The organism is Paenarthrobacter sp. YAF11_1 (assembly GCF_052113445.1).
GTDB lineage: Bacteria > Actinomycetota > Actinomycetes > Actinomycetales > Micrococcaceae > Arthrobacter.
In genome coordinates this window covers 34,208-51,021 of the sequence record NZ_JBFRDF010000017.1, presented here as the reverse complement: position 1 = coordinate 51,021, position 16,814 = coordinate 34,208, and the positions used below count along the sequence as shown (strand labels likewise).

Below are 16,814 nucleotides of genomic sequence, written 5' to 3'. Positions count from 1 at the left end.
AACGCCCCGATCCGAGGATCGGGGCGTTTTCCCTTGGAGGGGACGACGGGAATCGAACCCGCGTAATCAGTTTGGAAGACTGAGGCTTTACCATTAAGCTACGTCCCCAGGATGGATCTCCTTTTCAGGACATCTTCCCGGTGGCTGTTCAAGCCGGGTACAACTAAACCTAATTCCGGCGGCGGTGTCAAATGTGCATTCCTGGCTCGCTTGCCCGTAGACTGTCCTGTGCGTTCGGGGTGTAGCTCAGCTTGGCTAGAGCGCCTGCTTTGGGAGCAGGAAGTCGCAGGTTCAAATCCTGTCACCCCGACTCTGTGTTTGCGTCCGCCTCAGGGACGCGACAGAACCCCATACCCACAAAATCAGGAGTACTTAGACTGTGAAGAGCGCTGTCGAGAACCTCACCGCAACGCGGGTCAAGCTCAACGTTGAGGTTCCCTTTGAGGAACTGAAGCCGAGCATCGATGCAGCGTACAAGACCGTTGCTTCGCAGATCCAAGTTCCCGGATTCCGCAAGGGCAAAGTTCCCACCAAGCTGATCGACCAGCGCGTTGGCCGTGGCTACGTCCTGGAGACGGCCATCAACGATGGCCTCAACGGCTGGTACCAGGCTGCAGTTCAGGAAACGGGCGTTCGCCCCCTGAGCCGTCCCGAGGTTGAAATCACCGAGGTTCCTGACCCCACGTCCACCGATGGCGAGCTCAAGTTCCAGGTGGAGATCGATGTCCGCCCCGAGATCGAGCTGCCGGACTACGCCGGCATCAAGGTCGAGGTGGCCGCCGCTGAGTCCTCTGACGCTGACGTTGAGAAGTCCCTTGACGAACTGCGTGGCCGTTTCGGCACGCTGAAGTCCGTTGAGCGCCCCGCCAAGAACGACGACTTCCTCACCATCGACATCACCGCCACCATTGATGGCGAAGAGATCGATTCCGCTGCAGGCCTGTCCTACCAGGTTGGCGCCGGCACCATGCTTGAAGGCCTCGACGAAGCCGTGACCGGCCTCTCAGCCGACGAAGAAGCAATCTTCGACACCACGCTGGTGGGCGGTGACCACGCCGGCGAGTCCGCTCAGGTGAAGGTTGTTGTCAAGGCCGTCAAGGAGCGCGAGCTCCCCGAGGCCAACGATGACTTTGCTCAGCTTGCCTCGGAGTTCGACACCCTTGCCGAGCTCCGTGAGGACCTCGCCAAGCAGGCTTCCGACTCCAAGGTTGTCGAGCAGGGCGTTGAAGCACGCGACAAGGTCCTGGACAAGCTCGTTGAGCTCGTAGAGGTTCCGGTTCCGGATTCCGTGGTCGAAGAGCAGATCGAAGCGCACTTCAACCCGGAGAACGCCCACGGCGAAGGTGACCACGACACCGAGGAGCACCGCGCCGAGGTCAAGGCCAACACCGAGCGTGCGTTCCAGAACGAGATCATCCTTGACGCCATCGCGGACAAGGAAGAAGTGGACGTCAGCCAGAACGAGCTGATCGACTACATCGTCACCACCGCAAGCCAGTACGGCATGGACCCCAACCAGTTCGCTCAGATCATTGACCAGAGCGGCCAGGTTCCCATGATGGTTTCCGAGGTCCGCCGCCGCAAGGCGCTGGCAGTTGTGCTGGGCCAGGCAGAGGTTGTCGACTCCGAGGGCAACAAGGTTGACCTCACCGACTTCGTTCGCCCTGCCGGTGAAGCAGCAGCCGAAGAGGCCGCAGCTGTCGAGGCAACTGAGGAAGCCGACGCTGCAACAAGCGACGACCCCGCAGCAGTGAAGTTCTAGTCAACGACTTCGACCGGCCCCGGATCTTCTGATCCGGGGCCGGTTTGCTTTAAGGCTGAACATGGGCGCTGAACGCAGACGTGCGCCGTCAGCGAACAGCGCGATTCCGGCGAACAAATCACCACGGAAAACGGTTAGTGTCCAAGTAGTGAAGTTCAGTGAGGTCACTGGCACCAGCGAGAGGTAAGTACTTATGTCACAGCAATCAGAGGCTCCCCGGATGGCAACTGTCGATCCCGCAGCCCAGGACAACTACATCTACAACCGCCTGCTGAAAGAGCGCATTATTTGGCTCGGCTCTGAAGTCCGTGACGAGAATGCCAACGCCATCTGCTCCCAGCTCCTCCTCCTCTCGGCCGAAGACCCGGAGAAGGACATCTACCTGTACATCAACTCCCCGGGTGGGTCCGTGACGGCCGGCATGGCCATCTACGACACCATGCAGTTCATTCCGAACGACGTCGTCACCGTCGCAACGGGCTTGGCTGCCTCCATGGGCCAGTTCCTCCTGTCGTCCGGCACCAAGGGCAAGCGTTACGCCACGCCCAACGCCCGCATCCTGATGCACCAGCCCTCCGGCGGCATCGGCGGCACGGCCTCGGACATCAAGATCCAGGCTGAACTGATCCTGCACATGAAGAAGGTCATGGCCGAACTCACGGCGGAGCAGACCGGTCAGTCCGTAGAGACCATCCTCAAGGACAACGACCGCGACAAGTGGTTCACGGCCGCCGAGGCGTTGGAATATGGCTTCTTCGACAAGATCTCGGCACACGCCGGTTCTGTTGCCGGTGGTGGCGGCACGGCCAACCAGTCGGGCGCAGAGTCGAACTCCGAAAACTAACCGGCACCAAGAACCACTGAAACCCCAGGAGTAAAGAACATGAACTACAACTTCGGATGGTCTGCCGGCAATCTCCCGTCCAGCCGTTACGTCCTGCCCCAGTTCGAGGAGCGCACGCCCTACGGCTTCAAGCGCCAGGACCCGTACACCAAGCTGTTCGAGGACCGCATCATCTTCCTCGGTGTCCAGGTTGACGACGCCTCCGCCGACGACATCATGGCCCAGTTGCTGGTCCTTGAGTCAACGGACCCGGACCGCGACATCACCCTGTACATCAACTCGCCGGGTGGTTCGTTCACGGCCATGACGGCCATCTACGACACCATGCAGTACATCCGTCCGGAGATCCAGACGGTATGCCTGGGCCAGGCCGCCAGTGCAGCTGCAGTCCTGCTCGCTGCGGGCACCCCGGGCAAGCGGCTGGCGCTTCCGAACGCACGCGTCCTGATCCACCAGCCGGCTCTGTCCGGTGGCCAGGGTGGGCAGGCCTCCGACCTCGAGATCCAGGCTGCGGAAGTCATGCGCATGCGTACCTGGCTTGAGGACACGCTGGCACACCACTCCGGCCGCACGTCCGAGCAAGTCAACAACGACATCGAGCGTGACAAGATCCTTACGGCCGCTGATGCCTTGAGCTACGGCCTGATCGATCAGGTTCTTGACTCCCGGAAGATCAAGCCGCAGGCAATCACCCGGTAGCACACGGAATTCGAACGCCGGTGCGGTTCGCGAAATATGGACCGCACCGGCGTTCTGTTTCCACCCAAGCAGCACATTGTGACCTAGAGTGGATGTTGTCACGGTGGTGCCATCCGCGGCTTGGCCGCACACTTGAGTACGGCGCGGAGCCGCATCACCCGCATGCAACGAAGGGATTCCCACATGGCTCGGATTGGCGAGAGCACGGACCTGCTGAAGTGTTCTTTCTGCGGAAAGAGCCAAAAGCAGGTACGGAAGCTGATTGCCGGGCCCGGTGTCTACATCTGCGATGAGTGCATCGAGCTGTGCAACGAGATCATTGAAGAGGAACTCGCTGAAGTTTCCGATCTCGGCAGCTTCGAACTGCCCAAGCCCCGTGAGATCTTCGACTTCCTGCAGGAATACGTTATCGGCCAGGAACCGGCCAAGCGATCGCTGGCAGTGGCCGTTTACAACCACTACAAGCGGATCCAGGCCGGCCACGCGCCCAAGACAGGAAGCCTCGGCGAGGGGTCGCACCACGAGGATGTGGAGATCGCAAAGTCGAACATCCTCCTGATCGGCCCCACCGGTTGTGGCAAGACCTATCTCGCCCAGACCTTGGCCCGTCGCCTGAACGTTCCCTTTGCCGTAGCCGATGCGACAGCCCTGACGGAAGCCGGCTACGTCGGCGAGGATGTCGAGAACATCCTGCTCAAGCTCATCCAGGCCGCAGACTATGACGTCAAGAAGGCCGAGCAAGGCATTATCTACATCGATGAGATCGATAAGATCTCGCGTAAGAGTGAGAATCCATCCATCACCCGCGACGTATCCGGTGAAGGTGTGCAGCAGGCACTCTTGAAGATTCTTGAGGGAACCGTTGCATCCGTGCCTCCCCAGGGCGGACGCAAGCATCCGCATCAGGAATTCATCCAGATCGACACCACCAACGTGCTTTTCATCGTGGCCGGCGCTTTTGCCGGCCTTGAGGACATTATTGGTTCACGGTCGGGGCGGAAAGGCATCGGCTTTGGTTCACCGCTGAACGAGGCCCGGGACAACGTGGACACCTACGGCGAAGTCATGCCGGAGGACCTTTTGAAGTTCGGCCTCATTCCGGAGTTCATCGGCCGGCTCCCGGTAATCACCACCGTCTCCAACCTGGACCGGCCCGCCCTCATCCAGATTCTGTCCACCCCGAAGAACGCACTGGTAAAGCAGTACCAGAAGATGTTCCAGCTGGACGGCGTGGACTTGCAGTTCGACGACGACGCCCTGGACTCCATCGCGGATCAAGCGCTGGAACGCGGCACTGGTGCCCGTGGGCTTCGGGCCATCATGGAAGAAGTCCTGCTGCCGGTCATGTTCGATCTCCCCAGCAGGGATGACATAGCCGCTGTGGTCATCACAGCTGATGTTGTGTTGAAGAAGGCCCAGCCCACCATGATCGCCCATGACGTGGTGGCCAAGCGTCGGAATAAGTCGGCCTAGCAGCCTGTTGGCCTAGACAAGGAGCGGTTCCGTTGAATCGCTCTGCCACGCCACGTTTCCCACCTTTTCCGAGGAGTTCCCTATGCCCGAAAAGTCCGCGCCCGAACAGACCGTCAACAAGGCCGATTTCTGGTTTGACCCCGTTTGCCCGTTCGCCTGGATCACGTCGCGCTGGATTGGCGAGGTGGAGGAAGTACGTGGCATCCAGACTGAATGGCATGTCATGAGCCTTTCCGTCCTCAACGAGGGCCGGGACCTTCCCGCCGATTACAGGGCGATGATGGATGACAGCTGGGGGCCTGTACGTGTGATCATCGCCGCCCAGGAACTTCACGGTGCCAACTACGTCAAGTCACTGTATGACGCCATGGGGGAGCAGATCCACCACGAGGGCAACAAGGACCGGGCCTCGGTCATCCACAAGGCGCTTGCCGAAGTAGGCCTGCCGGCTGATCTGGCACGCTTCGCTGGCTCGGACGAGTACGATGCCAAACTTCGCTCAAGCCACGAGGCCGGGATTTCTTTGGTAGGACAGGACGTGGGAACTCCCGTCGTCGCCTTCAACGGAACTGCCTTCTTCGGTCCGGTACTGACCCGCATTCCCCGTGGCGAAGAAGCGGGGAAGATCTGGGATGCTACGGTGACCCTGGCCGGCTACCCGCACTTCTTCGAGTTGAAGCGCAGCCGCAGCGAAAGCCCGGAATTCAACTAGTTCCCGAACTCAAGAGGCTTCCCGGAATCACCCAGCGAGCTACTTGAGGAACCGCGATGTCCGCCGGTCAGCAAGGATCTTTCCGTTGGTCTGGCAGGTGGCACAGTATTGCAGGGAGGTGTCCGCAAAGGACACCTCCCTTACTTTGTCCCCGCACACCGGACAAGGAAGGCCGGTCCGGGCGTGCACCCGGAAGTTGCTGCGTTTGGTGTCCTTGAGTTCGCTGGATGGCTTGCCGGCGGCTGCGTTGACGGCTCCCACCAGAATCTCCTGCATGGCCTCGTAGAGCCTCGCCACGGTGGCCTGGTCCAGGGACTTGGCGCTGGCGAAAGGGGAGATTTTTGCTGCGTGCAGGATTTCGTCACTGTACGCGTTTCCAATGCCGGCAATGACGCCCTGACTCCGAAGCAATCCCTTGATCTGTTGGGAACTGGATCCAAGGATCGCCGCCAGCGCGTCAAGGTCGAAGTCGGGACTGAGGGGCTCTGGGCCCAGTGTGGCGATTCCCGGCACGTCGTGGGGATTCCGCACCACATAGATGGCCAGGCTCTTCTTGGTGCCGGCTTCCGTCAGGTCTACGCCGATGTGGGCTTCGTCGGCAGGGCGGTGCAGCAGGAGCCTCGCAGAGATGTTGCTTTTGCCCATCCGCAATCCGGCAGATGAAGGGTGCTCAGTATAGCGGACCCAGCCGGCCTTGGCCAGGTGGAAGACAAAGAACAGTCCATCAACATCAACGCACACGAATTTACCGATGCGTTGTACACCCTGAACGCTTCTGCCTTCGAGGACACTGTACGGAGGATCAGCAGTCTTCAGTGCCGAGAAGGAATTGATGCGGACATCGTTGAGCACGGCTCCGCGGAGTTGGGTGTCCAGATACATGCACAGGCCGTGCACTTCGGGAAGTTCCGGCATGGTCAATACTCTGCCACAAGTGGCCCTCGGAGCGCAGGAGAACTACAGGTTTGTAGTTCTTCCAGGGGTCTTGTGCATTGCTTTCAGCGGGACAACAATAGTTCTTACCCACTTCGAAAGAAGAGGGACACGGAAACCAAAGATTCAGTGATTGCAACCAACGCAGCCTTTGGCAAAGTTGGAAGCAGGCTACCAGTGATGAGGTAGGAAGACCTGAAATTCCTAGGATTCCGCCAGACTGTCAAGACATCACCAGACAGCCGAAAAGTCGAAGCCCCACCAACGGCAAAACGCTGATGGGGCTTCCCCTTTGCCCGAAATCAATCGGCGCAGTGACTTTCGGGACTACGGCTGGGAGGCGGAGGTCTCCTCGGCAGGTGCCAGGACAACATCGCTGACGGTCAGCTCGCCTTCACCGGACTGGAGCGTGATTTCCTGCGCGTTGGCGGCTGCCTTCAAGTCACCCAGGCCGGCCTTCAGTTGGGCCACCAGAACCTCAGAGGCCGTGATGGAGGCAGAGAGCACTTCCGTGCGCTGCTTGACCTTTGCCTCGGACTTGGCCTTGCGGATACCGCTCAGGGCGATGCCCACTGTGCCAAGCATGGTGGTGTCGCCGTCGGTGATTTCCAAGGCGGCGGGCCACTCTGCGCGGTGGACCGATCCTGCGCGCCACCAGCCCCAGACCTCTTCGGTAGCGAAGGGCAGGAACGGTGCGAAGAGACGCAGGAGCGAGTCCAGCGTTGTCGCCAGCGCAGCAAGGACGGAAGCCTGTTCGGTCTCCCCGGCGGCACCATAGGCGCGGTCCTTGATGAGCTCGACGTAGTCGTCCGTGAACTGCCAGAAGAATGACTCGGTGATCTGGAGCGCGCGGGCGTAGTCGTAGTTCTCAAGCGCCTTGGTGGACTGGGCAACGACGTCGGACAGTTGCGCGAGCAGCGCACGGTCCAGCGGGTTGGTCAGCACCGAGAGATCGCTGGATACCACGGAGTTCTCGGTGGCACCAAGGTTCAGAACGAACTTGGAGGCGTTCAACAACTTGATGGCCAGGCGACGGCCGATCTTCATCTGCGCAATTTCGTAGGCAGTGTCCGCGCCAAGCTTGGCCGAGGCGGCCCAGTAGCGGACGGCGTCGGAACCGTACTCGTTGAGGACATCCGTGGGAACTACAACGTTGCCCTTGGACTTGGACATCTTCTTGCGGTCCGGATCCAGGATCCAGCCGGAGATGGCCGCGTGCTTCCACGGGGCATTCTTCTGCAAGGCATCAGCGCGAACGGCCGAGGAGAACAGCCAAGTGCGGATGATGTCGTGGCCCTGCGGACGGAGGTCGAACGGGTAGACCTTGGAGAACAGGTCCTCGTCACGGCTCCAGCCGCCCACAATCTGCGGGGTGAGCGAGGACGTGGCCCAGGTATCCAGGACGTCGGCGTCACCTGTGAAGCCGTTGGCCTGGTCACGCTGCGCTTCCTCGAAGCCGGGAGCAGCGTCCGCAGCGGGATCCACGGGCAGCATGTCGTTCGACGGCAGGATGGGGTTGTCGTAATCCGGGTTGCCCTGGGCATCCAGCGGGTACCAGACGGGGATGGGTACACCAAAGAATCGCTGCCGGGATACCAGCCAGTCACCGTTCAGGCCGGCGATCCAGTTCTCGTAGCGGGAGCGCATGAAGGCCGGGTGGAAGGTGATTTCCTGGCCTCGGCCGATCAGGCGTTCGCGGCGTTCCTCATCGCGGCCACCGTTGCGGATGTACCACTGACGGGACGTGACAACCTCGAGGGGCTTGTCACCCTTTTCGAAGAAGTTCACCGGGTGGGTGATCTTCTTCGGTTCGCCGTCCAGCAGGTCCGCTGCCTTGAGCAGTTCAACTACGGCTTCCTTGGCGGAGAAAGCGGTCTTGCCGGCGATCGCAGCGTAGGCTTCCTTGCCGGCCTCGGTGGTGATCCATTCCGGGATGTCGGCAATGATGCGGCCGTCGCGGCCCATGATGGCACGCGTGGGCAGCTGCAGTTCGCGCCACCAGGTGACGTCGGTGAGGTCGCCGAAAGTACACACCATGGCAATGCCGGAGCCCTTATCCGCCTTGGCGAGGGGGTGGGCCTTGACCTCAAGCTCCACGTCGAACAGCGGGGACTTCACGGTCTTGCCGAACAGCGGCTGGTACCGTTCGTCGTCGGGGTTTGCCACCAGGGCCGCGCAGGCAGCCAGCAGTTCGGGGCGGGTGGTCTCGATGAAGATCTTTTCGCCGGCTTCAGTGAAGAAGGGGTAGCGGTAGTAGGCGCCGGCAACTTCGCGGTCCTCAAGTTCAGCCTGTGCAACAGCCGTGCGGAACGTCACATCCCAGAGCGTGGGAGCTTCGGCCATGTAGGCGTCGCCGGCAGATAGGTTCGCGAGGAAGGCGCGCTGGGAGACCGCACGCGAGGTGTCGTCAATGGTGCGGTACGTCAGGTCCCAGTCCACGGACAAGCCGAGGGTCTGGAACAGGTTCTCGAAGACTTTCTCGTCCTCAACGGCGAGTTCCTCGCACAGTTCGATGAAGTTCTGGCGCGAGACGACGTCGAAGTCGCGCTGGTTCTTGGCCGGCTGCGCGGGCGGTGTGTAGTCGGCCCGATAGGGGATGGCGGGATCGCAACGCACACCGTAGTAGTTCTGGACGCGGCGCTCGGTGGGCAACCCGTTGTCGTCCCACCCCATGGGGTAGAAGACATTCTTGCCGGTCATGCGCATGTAGCGGGCCTGGACGTCCGTCTGGGTGAAGGAGAACATGTGGCCCACGTGGAGCGAGCCGGACGCCGTGGGCGGGGGAGTGTCGATCGAGTAGACCTGCTCCCGGGTGGTGTCCGGGTTGAACTTGTAGGTTCCTTCATCCAGCCAGCGCTGCGTCAAGGCAGCCTCAAGGCCTTCCAGGGCCGGCTTGTCGGGAACGTTGATGGGGTTGGTGGCGGGCGTGTCTGTACCCTGCGTTGATTCAGCCATGGATCAATTGTTTCATGGCTGAATCAACGCAGGTTACAGCCCGCCGGGGGAGGACTGCGCACCCCCGGATAAGGTGGTGCCATGACTTTGGCAGCGCACAGCACCCCCTCAGGACAGAATTCCGGCACGAACAAGACGGCCGTGGTGACCGGTGCAAGCACCGGCATCGGTGAAGCCACCGTCAGGGCCCTGGCCTCCACGGGCTGGACGGTTTTCGCCGTGGCGCGCAGGGCCGACAGGCTCGAGGCCCTGGGTGCTGAAACCGGCGCTGTGCCGTTCCCGGCTGACATCACCAATGACGACGACGTCGCCGCCTTGCTGGAGGCCGTCACCACGGCCGGAGGCGCGGACACCCTCATCAACATCGCCGGTGGTGCACGCGGCGCGGACACCATCGCCAACGCCGATACGGAGGATTGGGAATGGATGTACCAGGTCAACGTTTTGGGGACCATGAAGATCACCCGGGCGTTCCTGCCCATGTTGCGGGACAACGGCGAAGGTACGGTCCTGAACCTGACCTCCACTGCCGGGCTGTCTGCGTACGAGGGCGGTGGCGGCTACAACGCCGCCAAGTTTGCCCAGCACGCCATGACCAACGCATTGCGCCTGGAAGAGGTGGGCAACAACATCCGGGTGATCGAGGTGGCTCCAGGGCTGGTTTATACGGAGGAATTCGCACTGAACCGGCTGGGCGACAGAGACGCGGCCGCCAAGGTGTATGCCGGTGTGGACAAGCCGCTGACGGCCGGGGACGTGGCAGGCGTGGTGGCGTACTCAGTGTCGTTGCCGCACCACATCAACCTTGACCAGATCGTGATCCGTCCTGTTGCCCAGGCTGCCAATCACAAGCTGATCCGCAAGGAAAGTTAACCGGCAGGAATGCTGAGCGTTGCCATTATGGCGGCGTGGTCGGTGCCCGGAACGTGGAGGACCGCGTAGCCGCTGTTGCTGATCCGGGGTGAGGTGACCATGTGGTCGATGACGATGCCCGGCAGCGGCTGCCCCTCCATGGGCCATGTGGGCGAGAGCCGCCCACCGGAAGCTGTTCCGACGTCGACGAGCTTCGTGCCCGTCTGCTGACCTCCCAAGGCATCGTCGAGCAACGAACGGAACTCGGCGTGATCGTACGTTGAGTTGTAGTCACCCACCAACAGATGATTCCCGGGCCGGGAAGCCTGGCGGGCCAACTTGTCCAGATCACTGCGCCACTGCCCGATCCGCTCATCCACCGGCGGAAGGGTATGGACATTGGTGAGGTTCAGCGCCGCCATCGAACCAGCGCTGGAATCCGTGACCTGTACCCGGGTCAAGTCCATCCGGAACGGGGTGTCAGGCAGCAGCCCCACGGCCTCCAGTGGGAACACGGAATACACTGCGCCCCCGGACGCGTCGTCGTTGGGGTGGCTGAGGAGATGTGGCAGTACAACCTCCAGGCCCGCTGCGCCCAGGGCGTCTTCAAGCCGTCGGGTGTGCTCCTGGATCGTCAGCAACTGGACACCATTCTCGCGGACCAGCCTCACGATGGCCGCCGCGTCCGCCTCGCCGTACTCGGAGTTGAGGCTCATCACTTTCAGCGAAGCCGTGCCCGTCCCGGCCGGCAGTGCTTCCGCTTTTCCGTTGTCCAGCGGGAACAGCCAGAACAGCTGCACCGCCAACAGCGCAGCCGTCGCGATGATGACCCACCACCGCCGCCCCACCACAGCAAGCACCAGGGCAACCGCCGCGGGCAGCACCATCCACGGCGTGAAGGACAGCAACTGCACCACAAGGAGGGGCCATTCGGCAGGAATGGCACGGAAGATTGACAGCCCCGCCACCGGCAGCGATACCACCAGCGCCAGAACCGACCAGGCGATGGATGCGGACCGCCGGGGACGGCGGGTTTCCGGAACGGCAGGAGCGGGAAGCGTCATGAGGATGAGTCTATGTATCAGCGGCGCCACCGGACTCCATCCTTGGGATGAACTCCGGGTAGAGCGAGGCACCACGCTGCCGCTAGACTTGGAGGACCAGCTTTGACCCGGCCATCACCGGTGAGCTTCCGGAAGAACAGCGCTAAGCACCTGCAAAGGTGGCAGGCGCCCAGTAGAGCCGGACGGGTAAGCCCGTCACAGCAGTAATGAGAGGCCGGTGCCGGCAGCTATCCCTTACCCAAGGATGCCAAGGTTTCGGTAAGTGAGGTGGTACCGCGGTACCGGTGTTGCTGTGACTAACAACAGCAAACATCGACGCCGTCCTCGCATCCTGACAGTCAACCAGCTATCACAGGATATGAGATGACCCACTACCCCAAGGCCTCAGCGTCTTCGTCCGGCACGCATGGCGTGTCCGCTTCCGTGAAGTTCCCGGAGATCGAAGAACGCATCCTCAAATACTGGGACGAAGACGGCACCTTCCAAGCCAGCATCGACCAACGTGATGCGGGTAAGGACGGCAGCAACGAGTTCGTCTTCTACGATGGCCCTCCCTTCGCCAACGGACTCCCGCACTACGGTCACCTCCTGACCGGCTACGCCAAGGACCTCGTAGGCCGCTACCAGACCCAGCGCGGCAAGCGGGTGGAGCGCCGCTTTGGCTGGGACACCCACGGACTACCCGCAGAGCTCGAAGCCATGAAGCAACTGGGCATGACGGACAAGACCCAGATCGAAGCCATGGGCATCGATAAATTCAACGACGCCTGCCGCGCCTCCGTGATGAAGTACGCCAACGAGTGGAAGGCCTACGTCACCCGCCAGGCCCGCTGGGTGGACTTCGACAACGACTACAAGACCCTCAACGTCGAATACATGGAGTCGGTGCTTTGGGCCTTCAAGCAGCTCCATGAAAAGGGCCTGACCTACAACGGTTACCGTGTCCTGCCCTACTGCTGGAAGGACGAGACACCCCTGTCCAACCACGAACTCCGCATGGACGACGACGTCTACAAGAACCGCCAGGACCAGACGGTCACGGTCACGTTCCCCATCAAGGCAGGCGACACCGGTCTCTCCAAGGACCTGGCAGGTGTGCAGGCCATCGCCTGGACCACCACGCCCTGGACGCTGCCCACCAACCTGGCGCTCGCCGTCGGGCCTGACATCTCTTACGCCGTTCTGCCCGCAGGACCCAACGGCGTGAAGGCGGCCTCCGCTGAAGCGCCGGTTACCGGCAGCTTCCTGCTCGCTGCTGACCTGGTGGGGTCCTATGCCAAGGATCTGGGGTACGGTGATGGTGCCGACGGCGTCGCTGCCGCAACTGCCGCCGTTGTCTCCACCCACACAGGCGCCGAGTTGGCAGGCCTTGAGTACGAGCCGCTGTGGTACGACTTTGCCGATGCTGAGAAGTACGGGACGCAGAATGCCTGGCGTTTCCTGGTGGCCGACTACGTCACCACCACCGACGGTACGGGCATCGTCCACCAGGCTCCGGCCTACGGTGAGGATGACCAGAAAGTCTGTGAAGACGCAGGCATCCCCGTGGTCCTCTCCGTAGACGAAGGAGCCAGGTTCCTGCCGCTGTTTGCCCACGGCGAGCTGGCATCCATCGTTGGCCTGCAGGTTTTCGATGCCAACAAGCCCATCACCCAGGTGCTCCGCGCCGACGGCCGCCTTGTTCGCCAGGCAAGCTACGAGCACAGCTATCCGCACTGCTGGCGCTGCCGGAACCCGCTGATCTACCGTGCCGTGTCCTCCTGGTACGTTGAGGTCACCAAATTCAAAGACCGCATGTCCGAGCTGAACCAGGAGATCAACTGGATCCCGGGCAACGTCAAGGACGGCCAGTTCGGCAAGTGGCTGGATAACGCCCGCGACTGGTCCATCAGCCGTAACCGGTATTGGGGTTCGCCCATCCCCGTTTGGCAGTCTGATGACCCTGAGTACCCACGCACCGATGTCTACGGTTCGCTGGAGGACCTGAAGGCCGACTTCGGCCGTCTCCCGGTCAACAACGAAGGCCAGGTGGACCTGCACCGTCCGTTCATCGATGAACTGACACGTCCGAACCCGGACGACCCCACAGGTCGATCCACCATGCGCCGTGTGGAAGACGTGTTGGACGTCTGGTTCGACTCCGGGTCCATGCCCTACGGACAGGTGCACTACCCGTTCCAGAACGAGGAGTGGTTCGACACCCACAACCCTGCGGACTTCATCGTGGAGTACATCGGACAGACGCGCGGCTGGTTCTATATGTTGCACATCCTGTCCACAGCACTGTTTGATCGCCCGGCATTCCGGAACGTGATCAGCCACGGCATCGTGCTGGGCTCCGACGGGCAGAAGATGTCCAAGAGCCTGCGCAACTACCCGGACGTGTCCGAGGTCCTGGACCGCGACGGTTCCGACGCCATGCGCTGGTTCCTCATGTCCAGCCCCATCCTTCGCGGGGGCAACCTTGTGGTTACCGAGCAGGGCATCCGCGACGGCGTCCGTCAGGTCATCCTGCCGCTGTGGAACGTCTATAGCTTCTTCACGCTGTACACCAACGCATCGAACGGCGGTTCCGGTTACGAAGCGAAGCTGCGCTATGAGGGCTACGCCGACACGCTGGACCAGTACCTCCTGGCCAACACCGGGGACCTGGTCCGCAACATCACTGCCAGCCTGGACAGCTACGACATCTCGGGTGCCTGCGATGAACTGCGCAGCTACCTTGACATGCTCACCAACTGGTACGTCCGCCGCAGCCGCCAGCGCTTCTTCGACGAGGATGTTGACGCCTTTGACGCGCTCTACACGGCTTTGGAAGCCGTGTGCCGGGTGTCGGCGTCGTTGTTGCCGCTGGTCTCCGAGGAGATCTGGCGTGGTCTCACAGGTGGCCGTTCCGTGCACCTGGCCTACTGGCCCGACGCGTCCTTGTTCCCTGCCAACGCTGGGCTGGTGGAGGCCATGGACCGCGTGCAGCAGATCTGCTCCACTGGTTCCAGCCTGCGCAAGGGAGCCAACCTGCGCGTCCGCCTGCCGCTGCAGGAACTGACTGTTGTGGCACCTGGTGCAGACGCGCTGGAAGGTTTTGCCGCCGTCGTCGCTGATGAACTGAACCTGCGTTCGGTCCGCCTGCTGGACGCGGCAACTGCCTCGCCTGAGGAATTCGGCATCGAACAGAAGCTTGTGGTCAACGCCCGGGCTGCCGGACCGCGCCTGGGCAAGAACGTCCAACAGGCCATCAAGGGCTCCAAGTCCGGCGATTGGTCTGTCAATGATGCCGGTGTTGTCGTTGCCGGTGGACTGGAGCTCGAGCCGCACGAATACACGCTGGAGACTGTGGTTGCGGAAGCGGCCGACGGCGGCAGCTCGGCAGTAGCGGTGCTTCCTGGCGGTGGATTCGTGGTCCTCAACACCGAGGTCACCCCGGAGCTTGCCGCAGAAGGGCTGGCCCGGGACATGGTCCGCGCCATCCAGCAGGCCCGCAAGGACGCTGGACTCAACGTGAGCGACCGCATCCGCACTTCTGTGGAGGCCGCACAGGACGTCGTAGACGCCCTGGAAGCCAATGCGGAGCTCGTCAAGACCGAAACGCTGACCCTTGAGCTGGAGGTTCTGCTGGCCGGCGTCGACGAACCGCAGGTCACGGTCACCAAGGCAGGAGCCCGACCATGACTGACGAATTCTCGGTAGAGAGCGTCTACGCCGAACTTCTGGGCCGTGCTCCGGAAAACAAGATGGAACCGCGCCTGGCTCCCTTGTTCCGTGCCATGGACGTGCTGGGGGAGCCGAACAAGGCGTACCCGATCATTCACATCACCGGCACCAACGGCAAAACGTCCACGGCCCGCATGATCGAGGCCGGACTGCGTGCCCACGGACTGAGCACGGGCCGCTATACCAGCCCGCACTTGTCAAAGGTCACCGAGCGCATCAGCGTCGACGGCGAGCCTGTGCCGGACGCGACGTTCGTGCGCATCTGGGACGAAATCCGCCCGTACTTGGAAATTGTGGACAGCGAGCTCGAGTCCGACAACGAGCCCCGCCTGACGTACTTTGAGTGCCTGACCATTCTTGGCTTTGCTGTGTTCGCGGACCAGCCGGTGGATGTTGCCGTCATGGAAGTCGGCTTGGGCGGCATCACCGATGCCACCAACGTTGGCGACGGTCAAGTCTCCGTCATCACGCCGATCTCTTTGGATCACACGGATCTCCTGGGCGACACCACGGAGGACATCGCTTATGAGAAGGCCGGCATCATCAAACCAGGCGGGTTCCTGGTCAGCGCCGTTCAGCCGGTGGATGCCGCGCAGGTCCTGTTGGAGAAAGCCCGCGAAGTGGATGTGCCGTTCCGATTCGAGGGCGTTGAATTTGGTGTTGAGTCCCGCGCAGTAGCCGTTGGCGGCCAGGTCCTGACCATCCAAGGCCTTGCCGGCCGATACGAGGACCTTCTGCTTCCGCTCCATGGCGCCCACCAGGCTGAAAATGCTGCTGTGGCCGTTGCTGCCTTGGAAGCATTTTTCGGCGGAGGTGAGAAGGAACTCGATGCAGAGGTGCTTAAGGAGGCGTTCGGCAACGTGACCTCGCCCGGGCGCTTGGAGGTTGTCCGCACGGCGCCTACCGTAGTGGTGGATGCTGCGCACAATCCCGACGGCATCCGCGTCTCGGCCGAGGCCATCCAGGAGGCCTTCAGCTTCAGCAAGCTCGTGGTGGTCGTGGGCGTCTTGCGCGAGAAGGACGCAGAGGAAATCCTGAAGACCCTGAGGGATTCCCTCGGTGGACTTGCCGGGGAATTCTGCTTCACGCAATCCAACTCGGCTCGTGCCGTTCCCGCAGCGGAACTGGCCGAACTCGCCGTCGACCTTGGCTTCGGCGAGGACAACATCCACATTGCGGAGAAGCTCGACGACGCCCTTGAATGGGCCGTGGAGCGTGCGGAATCCAACGACGACCTCGCTGGCGGCGTCCTGGTGACCGGCTCCATCACGGTGGTGGCCGAAGCCAGGATCCTGCTCGGAAAGGCGGGTGCCTGAGCATGGCAAAAATGACCAAGGCGCAGCGTGAATGGCGGCCGGGCATGCCCAAGAAGCGCCGCTCCACCAAAGTGATGTTCGCATCCACCGTGCTCCTCCTCGAAGCCTTCGTCGCGTTCTTCGGCACGCTGGCGGTCTTCGGATTGAGGCGCGGGGAAGTGGCCCCCGGCCTCATCCTGGGCGTGGGCATCGCCCTGAGCGTGGTGCTGGTTCTCGCCTGCGCTGTGCTGTCCAAGCCCTGGGGAATCGCCGTTGGCTGGGCGCTGCAGCTGGTGCTGATCCTGACGGGCTTCGCAGAGCCCACAATGTTCATTGTGGGCATCCTGTTCGCCATCTGCTGGTGGTATGGGATCAGGGCCGGCATGAGGATTGACCGTGAAGCAGCCCAGCGGGACCGTGAGCAGGCTCAATGGGATGCTGCCCACGGTGACGAAGCAGACCCTCAAACCCCGTAAACTGGCTGGGAAAACCACCGACCAACCACATTGGAGCA

The 16,814-nt window shown here is 61.9% G+C and carries 12 protein-coding genes and 2 tRNA genes; 10 read left to right on the top strand and 4 right to left on the bottom strand.

Annotated features, from left to right (window positions below):
* Window positions 1–34: 34 nt before the first annotated feature.
* Window positions 35–108, bottom strand: a tRNA-Gly gene (locus AB4Y77_RS20855).
* Between the two features lie 127 nt (window positions 109–235).
* Between AB4Y77_RS20855 and AB4Y77_RS20850 the strand changes: the two genes are divergently transcribed.
* The 6 genes from AB4Y77_RS20850 (at window position 236) to AB4Y77_RS20825 (ending at window position 5,490) form a co-directional block, all read left to right on the top strand.
* A tRNA-Pro gene (locus tag AB4Y77_RS20850) sits at window positions 236–310 on the top strand.
* Between the two features lie 69 nt (window positions 311–379).
* Window positions 380–1,762, top strand: coding sequence for a trigger factor (gene tig / locus AB4Y77_RS20845; RefSeq protein WP_311213027.1), 1,383 nt, complete (start codon window positions 380–382; stop codon window positions 1,760–1,762).
* Between the two features lie 220 nt (window positions 1,763–1,982).
* A complete protein-coding gene (locus tag AB4Y77_RS20840; protein WP_026542390.1) occupies window positions 1,983–2,606 on the top strand; it encodes an ATP-dependent Clp protease proteolytic subunit in 624 nt (207 codons plus the stop codon).
* A gap of 39 nt (window positions 2,607–2,645) precedes the next feature.
* Window positions 2,646–3,305: an ATP-dependent Clp protease proteolytic subunit gene (locus tag AB4Y77_RS20835; protein ID WP_024816918.1), complete on the top strand. Its 660-nt coding sequence runs from the start codon at window positions 2,646–2,648 to the stop codon at window positions 3,303–3,305.
* Between the two features lie 183 nt (window positions 3,306–3,488).
* On the top strand, window positions 3,489–4,778 hold the full coding sequence (gene clpX, locus AB4Y77_RS20830; protein WP_311213026.1) for an ATP-dependent Clp protease ATP-binding subunit ClpX: 1,290 nt from the start codon (window positions 3,489–3,491) through the stop codon (window positions 4,776–4,778).
* Between the two features lie 82 nt (window positions 4,779–4,860).
* Complete coding sequence (locus AB4Y77_RS20825) at window positions 4,861–5,490, top strand: mycothiol-dependent nitroreductase Rv2466c family protein (RefSeq protein WP_442015205.1); 630 nt, start codon at window positions 4,861–4,863, stop codon at window positions 5,488–5,490.
* 39 nt (window positions 5,491–5,529) lie between these two features.
* Here the strand turns inward: AB4Y77_RS20825 and AB4Y77_RS20820 are convergent, their stop codons facing one another.
* Complete coding sequence (locus AB4Y77_RS20820; RefSeq protein WP_311213024.1) at window positions 5,530–6,405, bottom strand: Fpg/Nei family DNA glycosylase; 876 nt, start codon at window positions 6,403–6,405, stop codon at window positions 5,530–5,532.
* Between the two features lie 345 nt (window positions 6,406–6,750).
* Entirely contained in the window at window positions 6,751–9,378 is a 2,628-nt protein-coding gene (gene valS, locus AB4Y77_RS20815) for a valine--tRNA ligase (protein WP_442015204.1), read from the bottom strand.
* Between the two features lie 81 nt (window positions 9,379–9,459).
* On the opposite strand from valS, the gene AB4Y77_RS20810 reads away from it, so the two are divergent.
* Entirely contained in the window at window positions 9,460–10,251 is a 792-nt protein-coding gene (locus AB4Y77_RS20810) for an SDR family oxidoreductase (protein ID WP_311213022.1), read from the top strand.
* On the opposite strand, the gene AB4Y77_RS20805 is transcribed toward AB4Y77_RS20810, so the two are convergent.
* Window positions 10,248–11,294, bottom strand: a complete 1,047-nt coding sequence (locus AB4Y77_RS20805; protein ID WP_442015203.1) for an endonuclease/exonuclease/phosphatase family protein — start codon at window positions 11,292–11,294, stop codon at window positions 10,248–10,250. The two genes, AB4Y77_RS20810 and AB4Y77_RS20805, sit on opposite strands and share 4 nt — an antisense overlap.
* Before the next feature lie 363 nt (window positions 11,295–11,657).
* Here AB4Y77_RS20805 and ileS point away from each other — a divergent pair, with 363 nt between their 5' ends.
* From ileS to AB4Y77_RS20790, 3 genes are read left to right on the top strand one after another with little or no spacing between them, the layout of a single operon-like run.
* Window positions 11,658–14,963, top strand: a complete 3,306-nt coding sequence (gene ileS, locus AB4Y77_RS20800; protein WP_442015202.1) for an isoleucine--tRNA ligase — start codon at window positions 11,658–11,660, stop codon at window positions 14,961–14,963.
* The gene (locus tag AB4Y77_RS20795) at window positions 14,960–16,321 is read left to right on the top strand and encodes a bifunctional folylpolyglutamate synthase/dihydrofolate synthase (RefSeq protein ID WP_442015201.1); all 1,362 of its coding nucleotides are present in this window, start codon (window positions 14,960–14,962) and stop codon (window positions 16,319–16,321) included. Before ileS ends, AB4Y77_RS20795 begins: the two co-directional genes overlap by 4 nt.
* Window positions 16,322–16,323: 2 nt before the next feature.
* Window positions 16,324–16,776, top strand: a complete 453-nt coding sequence (locus tag AB4Y77_RS20790) for a DUF4233 domain-containing protein (protein ID WP_311213018.1) — start codon at window positions 16,324–16,326, stop codon at window positions 16,774–16,776.
* Window positions 16,777–16,814 lie beyond the last annotated feature (38 nt).

What these genes read in the sequence shown, in the direction of transcription:
- clpX (WP_311213026.1), top strand. Translation starts at nt 3,489, where the DNA reads ATGGCTCGGATTGGCGAGAGCACGGACCTGCTGAAGTGTTCTTTCTGC.
- AB4Y77_RS20825 (WP_442015205.1), top strand. Translation starts at nt 4,861, where the DNA reads ATGCCCGAAAAGTCCGCGCCCGAACAGACCGTCAACAAGGCCGATTTC.
- AB4Y77_RS20810 (WP_311213022.1), top strand. Translation starts at nt 9,460, where the DNA reads ATGACTTTGGCAGCGCACAGCACCCCCTCAGGACAGAATTCCGGCACG.
- valS (WP_442015204.1), bottom strand. Translation starts at nt 9,378, where the DNA reads ATGGCTGAATCAACGCAGGGTACAGACACGCCCGCCACCAACCCCATC.
- AB4Y77_RS20790 (WP_311213018.1), top strand. Translation starts at nt 16,324, where the DNA reads ATGGCAAAAATGACCAAGGCGCAGCGTGAATGGCGGCCGGGCATGCCC.
- AB4Y77_RS20840 (WP_026542390.1), top strand. Translation starts at nt 1,983, where the DNA reads ATGGCAACTGTCGATCCCGCAGCCCAGGACAACTACATCTACAACCGC.
- AB4Y77_RS20805 (WP_442015203.1), bottom strand. Translation starts at nt 11,294, where the DNA reads ATGACGCTTCCCGCTCCTGCCGTTCCGGAAACCCGCCGTCCCCGGCGG.
- AB4Y77_RS20835 (WP_024816918.1), top strand. Translation starts at nt 2,646, where the DNA reads ATGAACTACAACTTCGGATGGTCTGCCGGCAATCTCCCGTCCAGCCGT.
- AB4Y77_RS20820 (WP_311213024.1), bottom strand. Translation starts at nt 6,405, where the DNA reads ATGCCGGAACTTCCCGAAGTGCACGGCCTGTGCATGTATCTGGACACC.
- ileS (WP_442015202.1), top strand. Translation starts at nt 11,658, where the DNA reads ATGACCCACTACCCCAAGGCCTCAGCGTCTTCGTCCGGCACGCATGGC.
- AB4Y77_RS20795 (WP_442015201.1), top strand. Translation starts at nt 14,960, where the DNA reads ATGACTGACGAATTCTCGGTAGAGAGCGTCTACGCCGAACTTCTGGGC.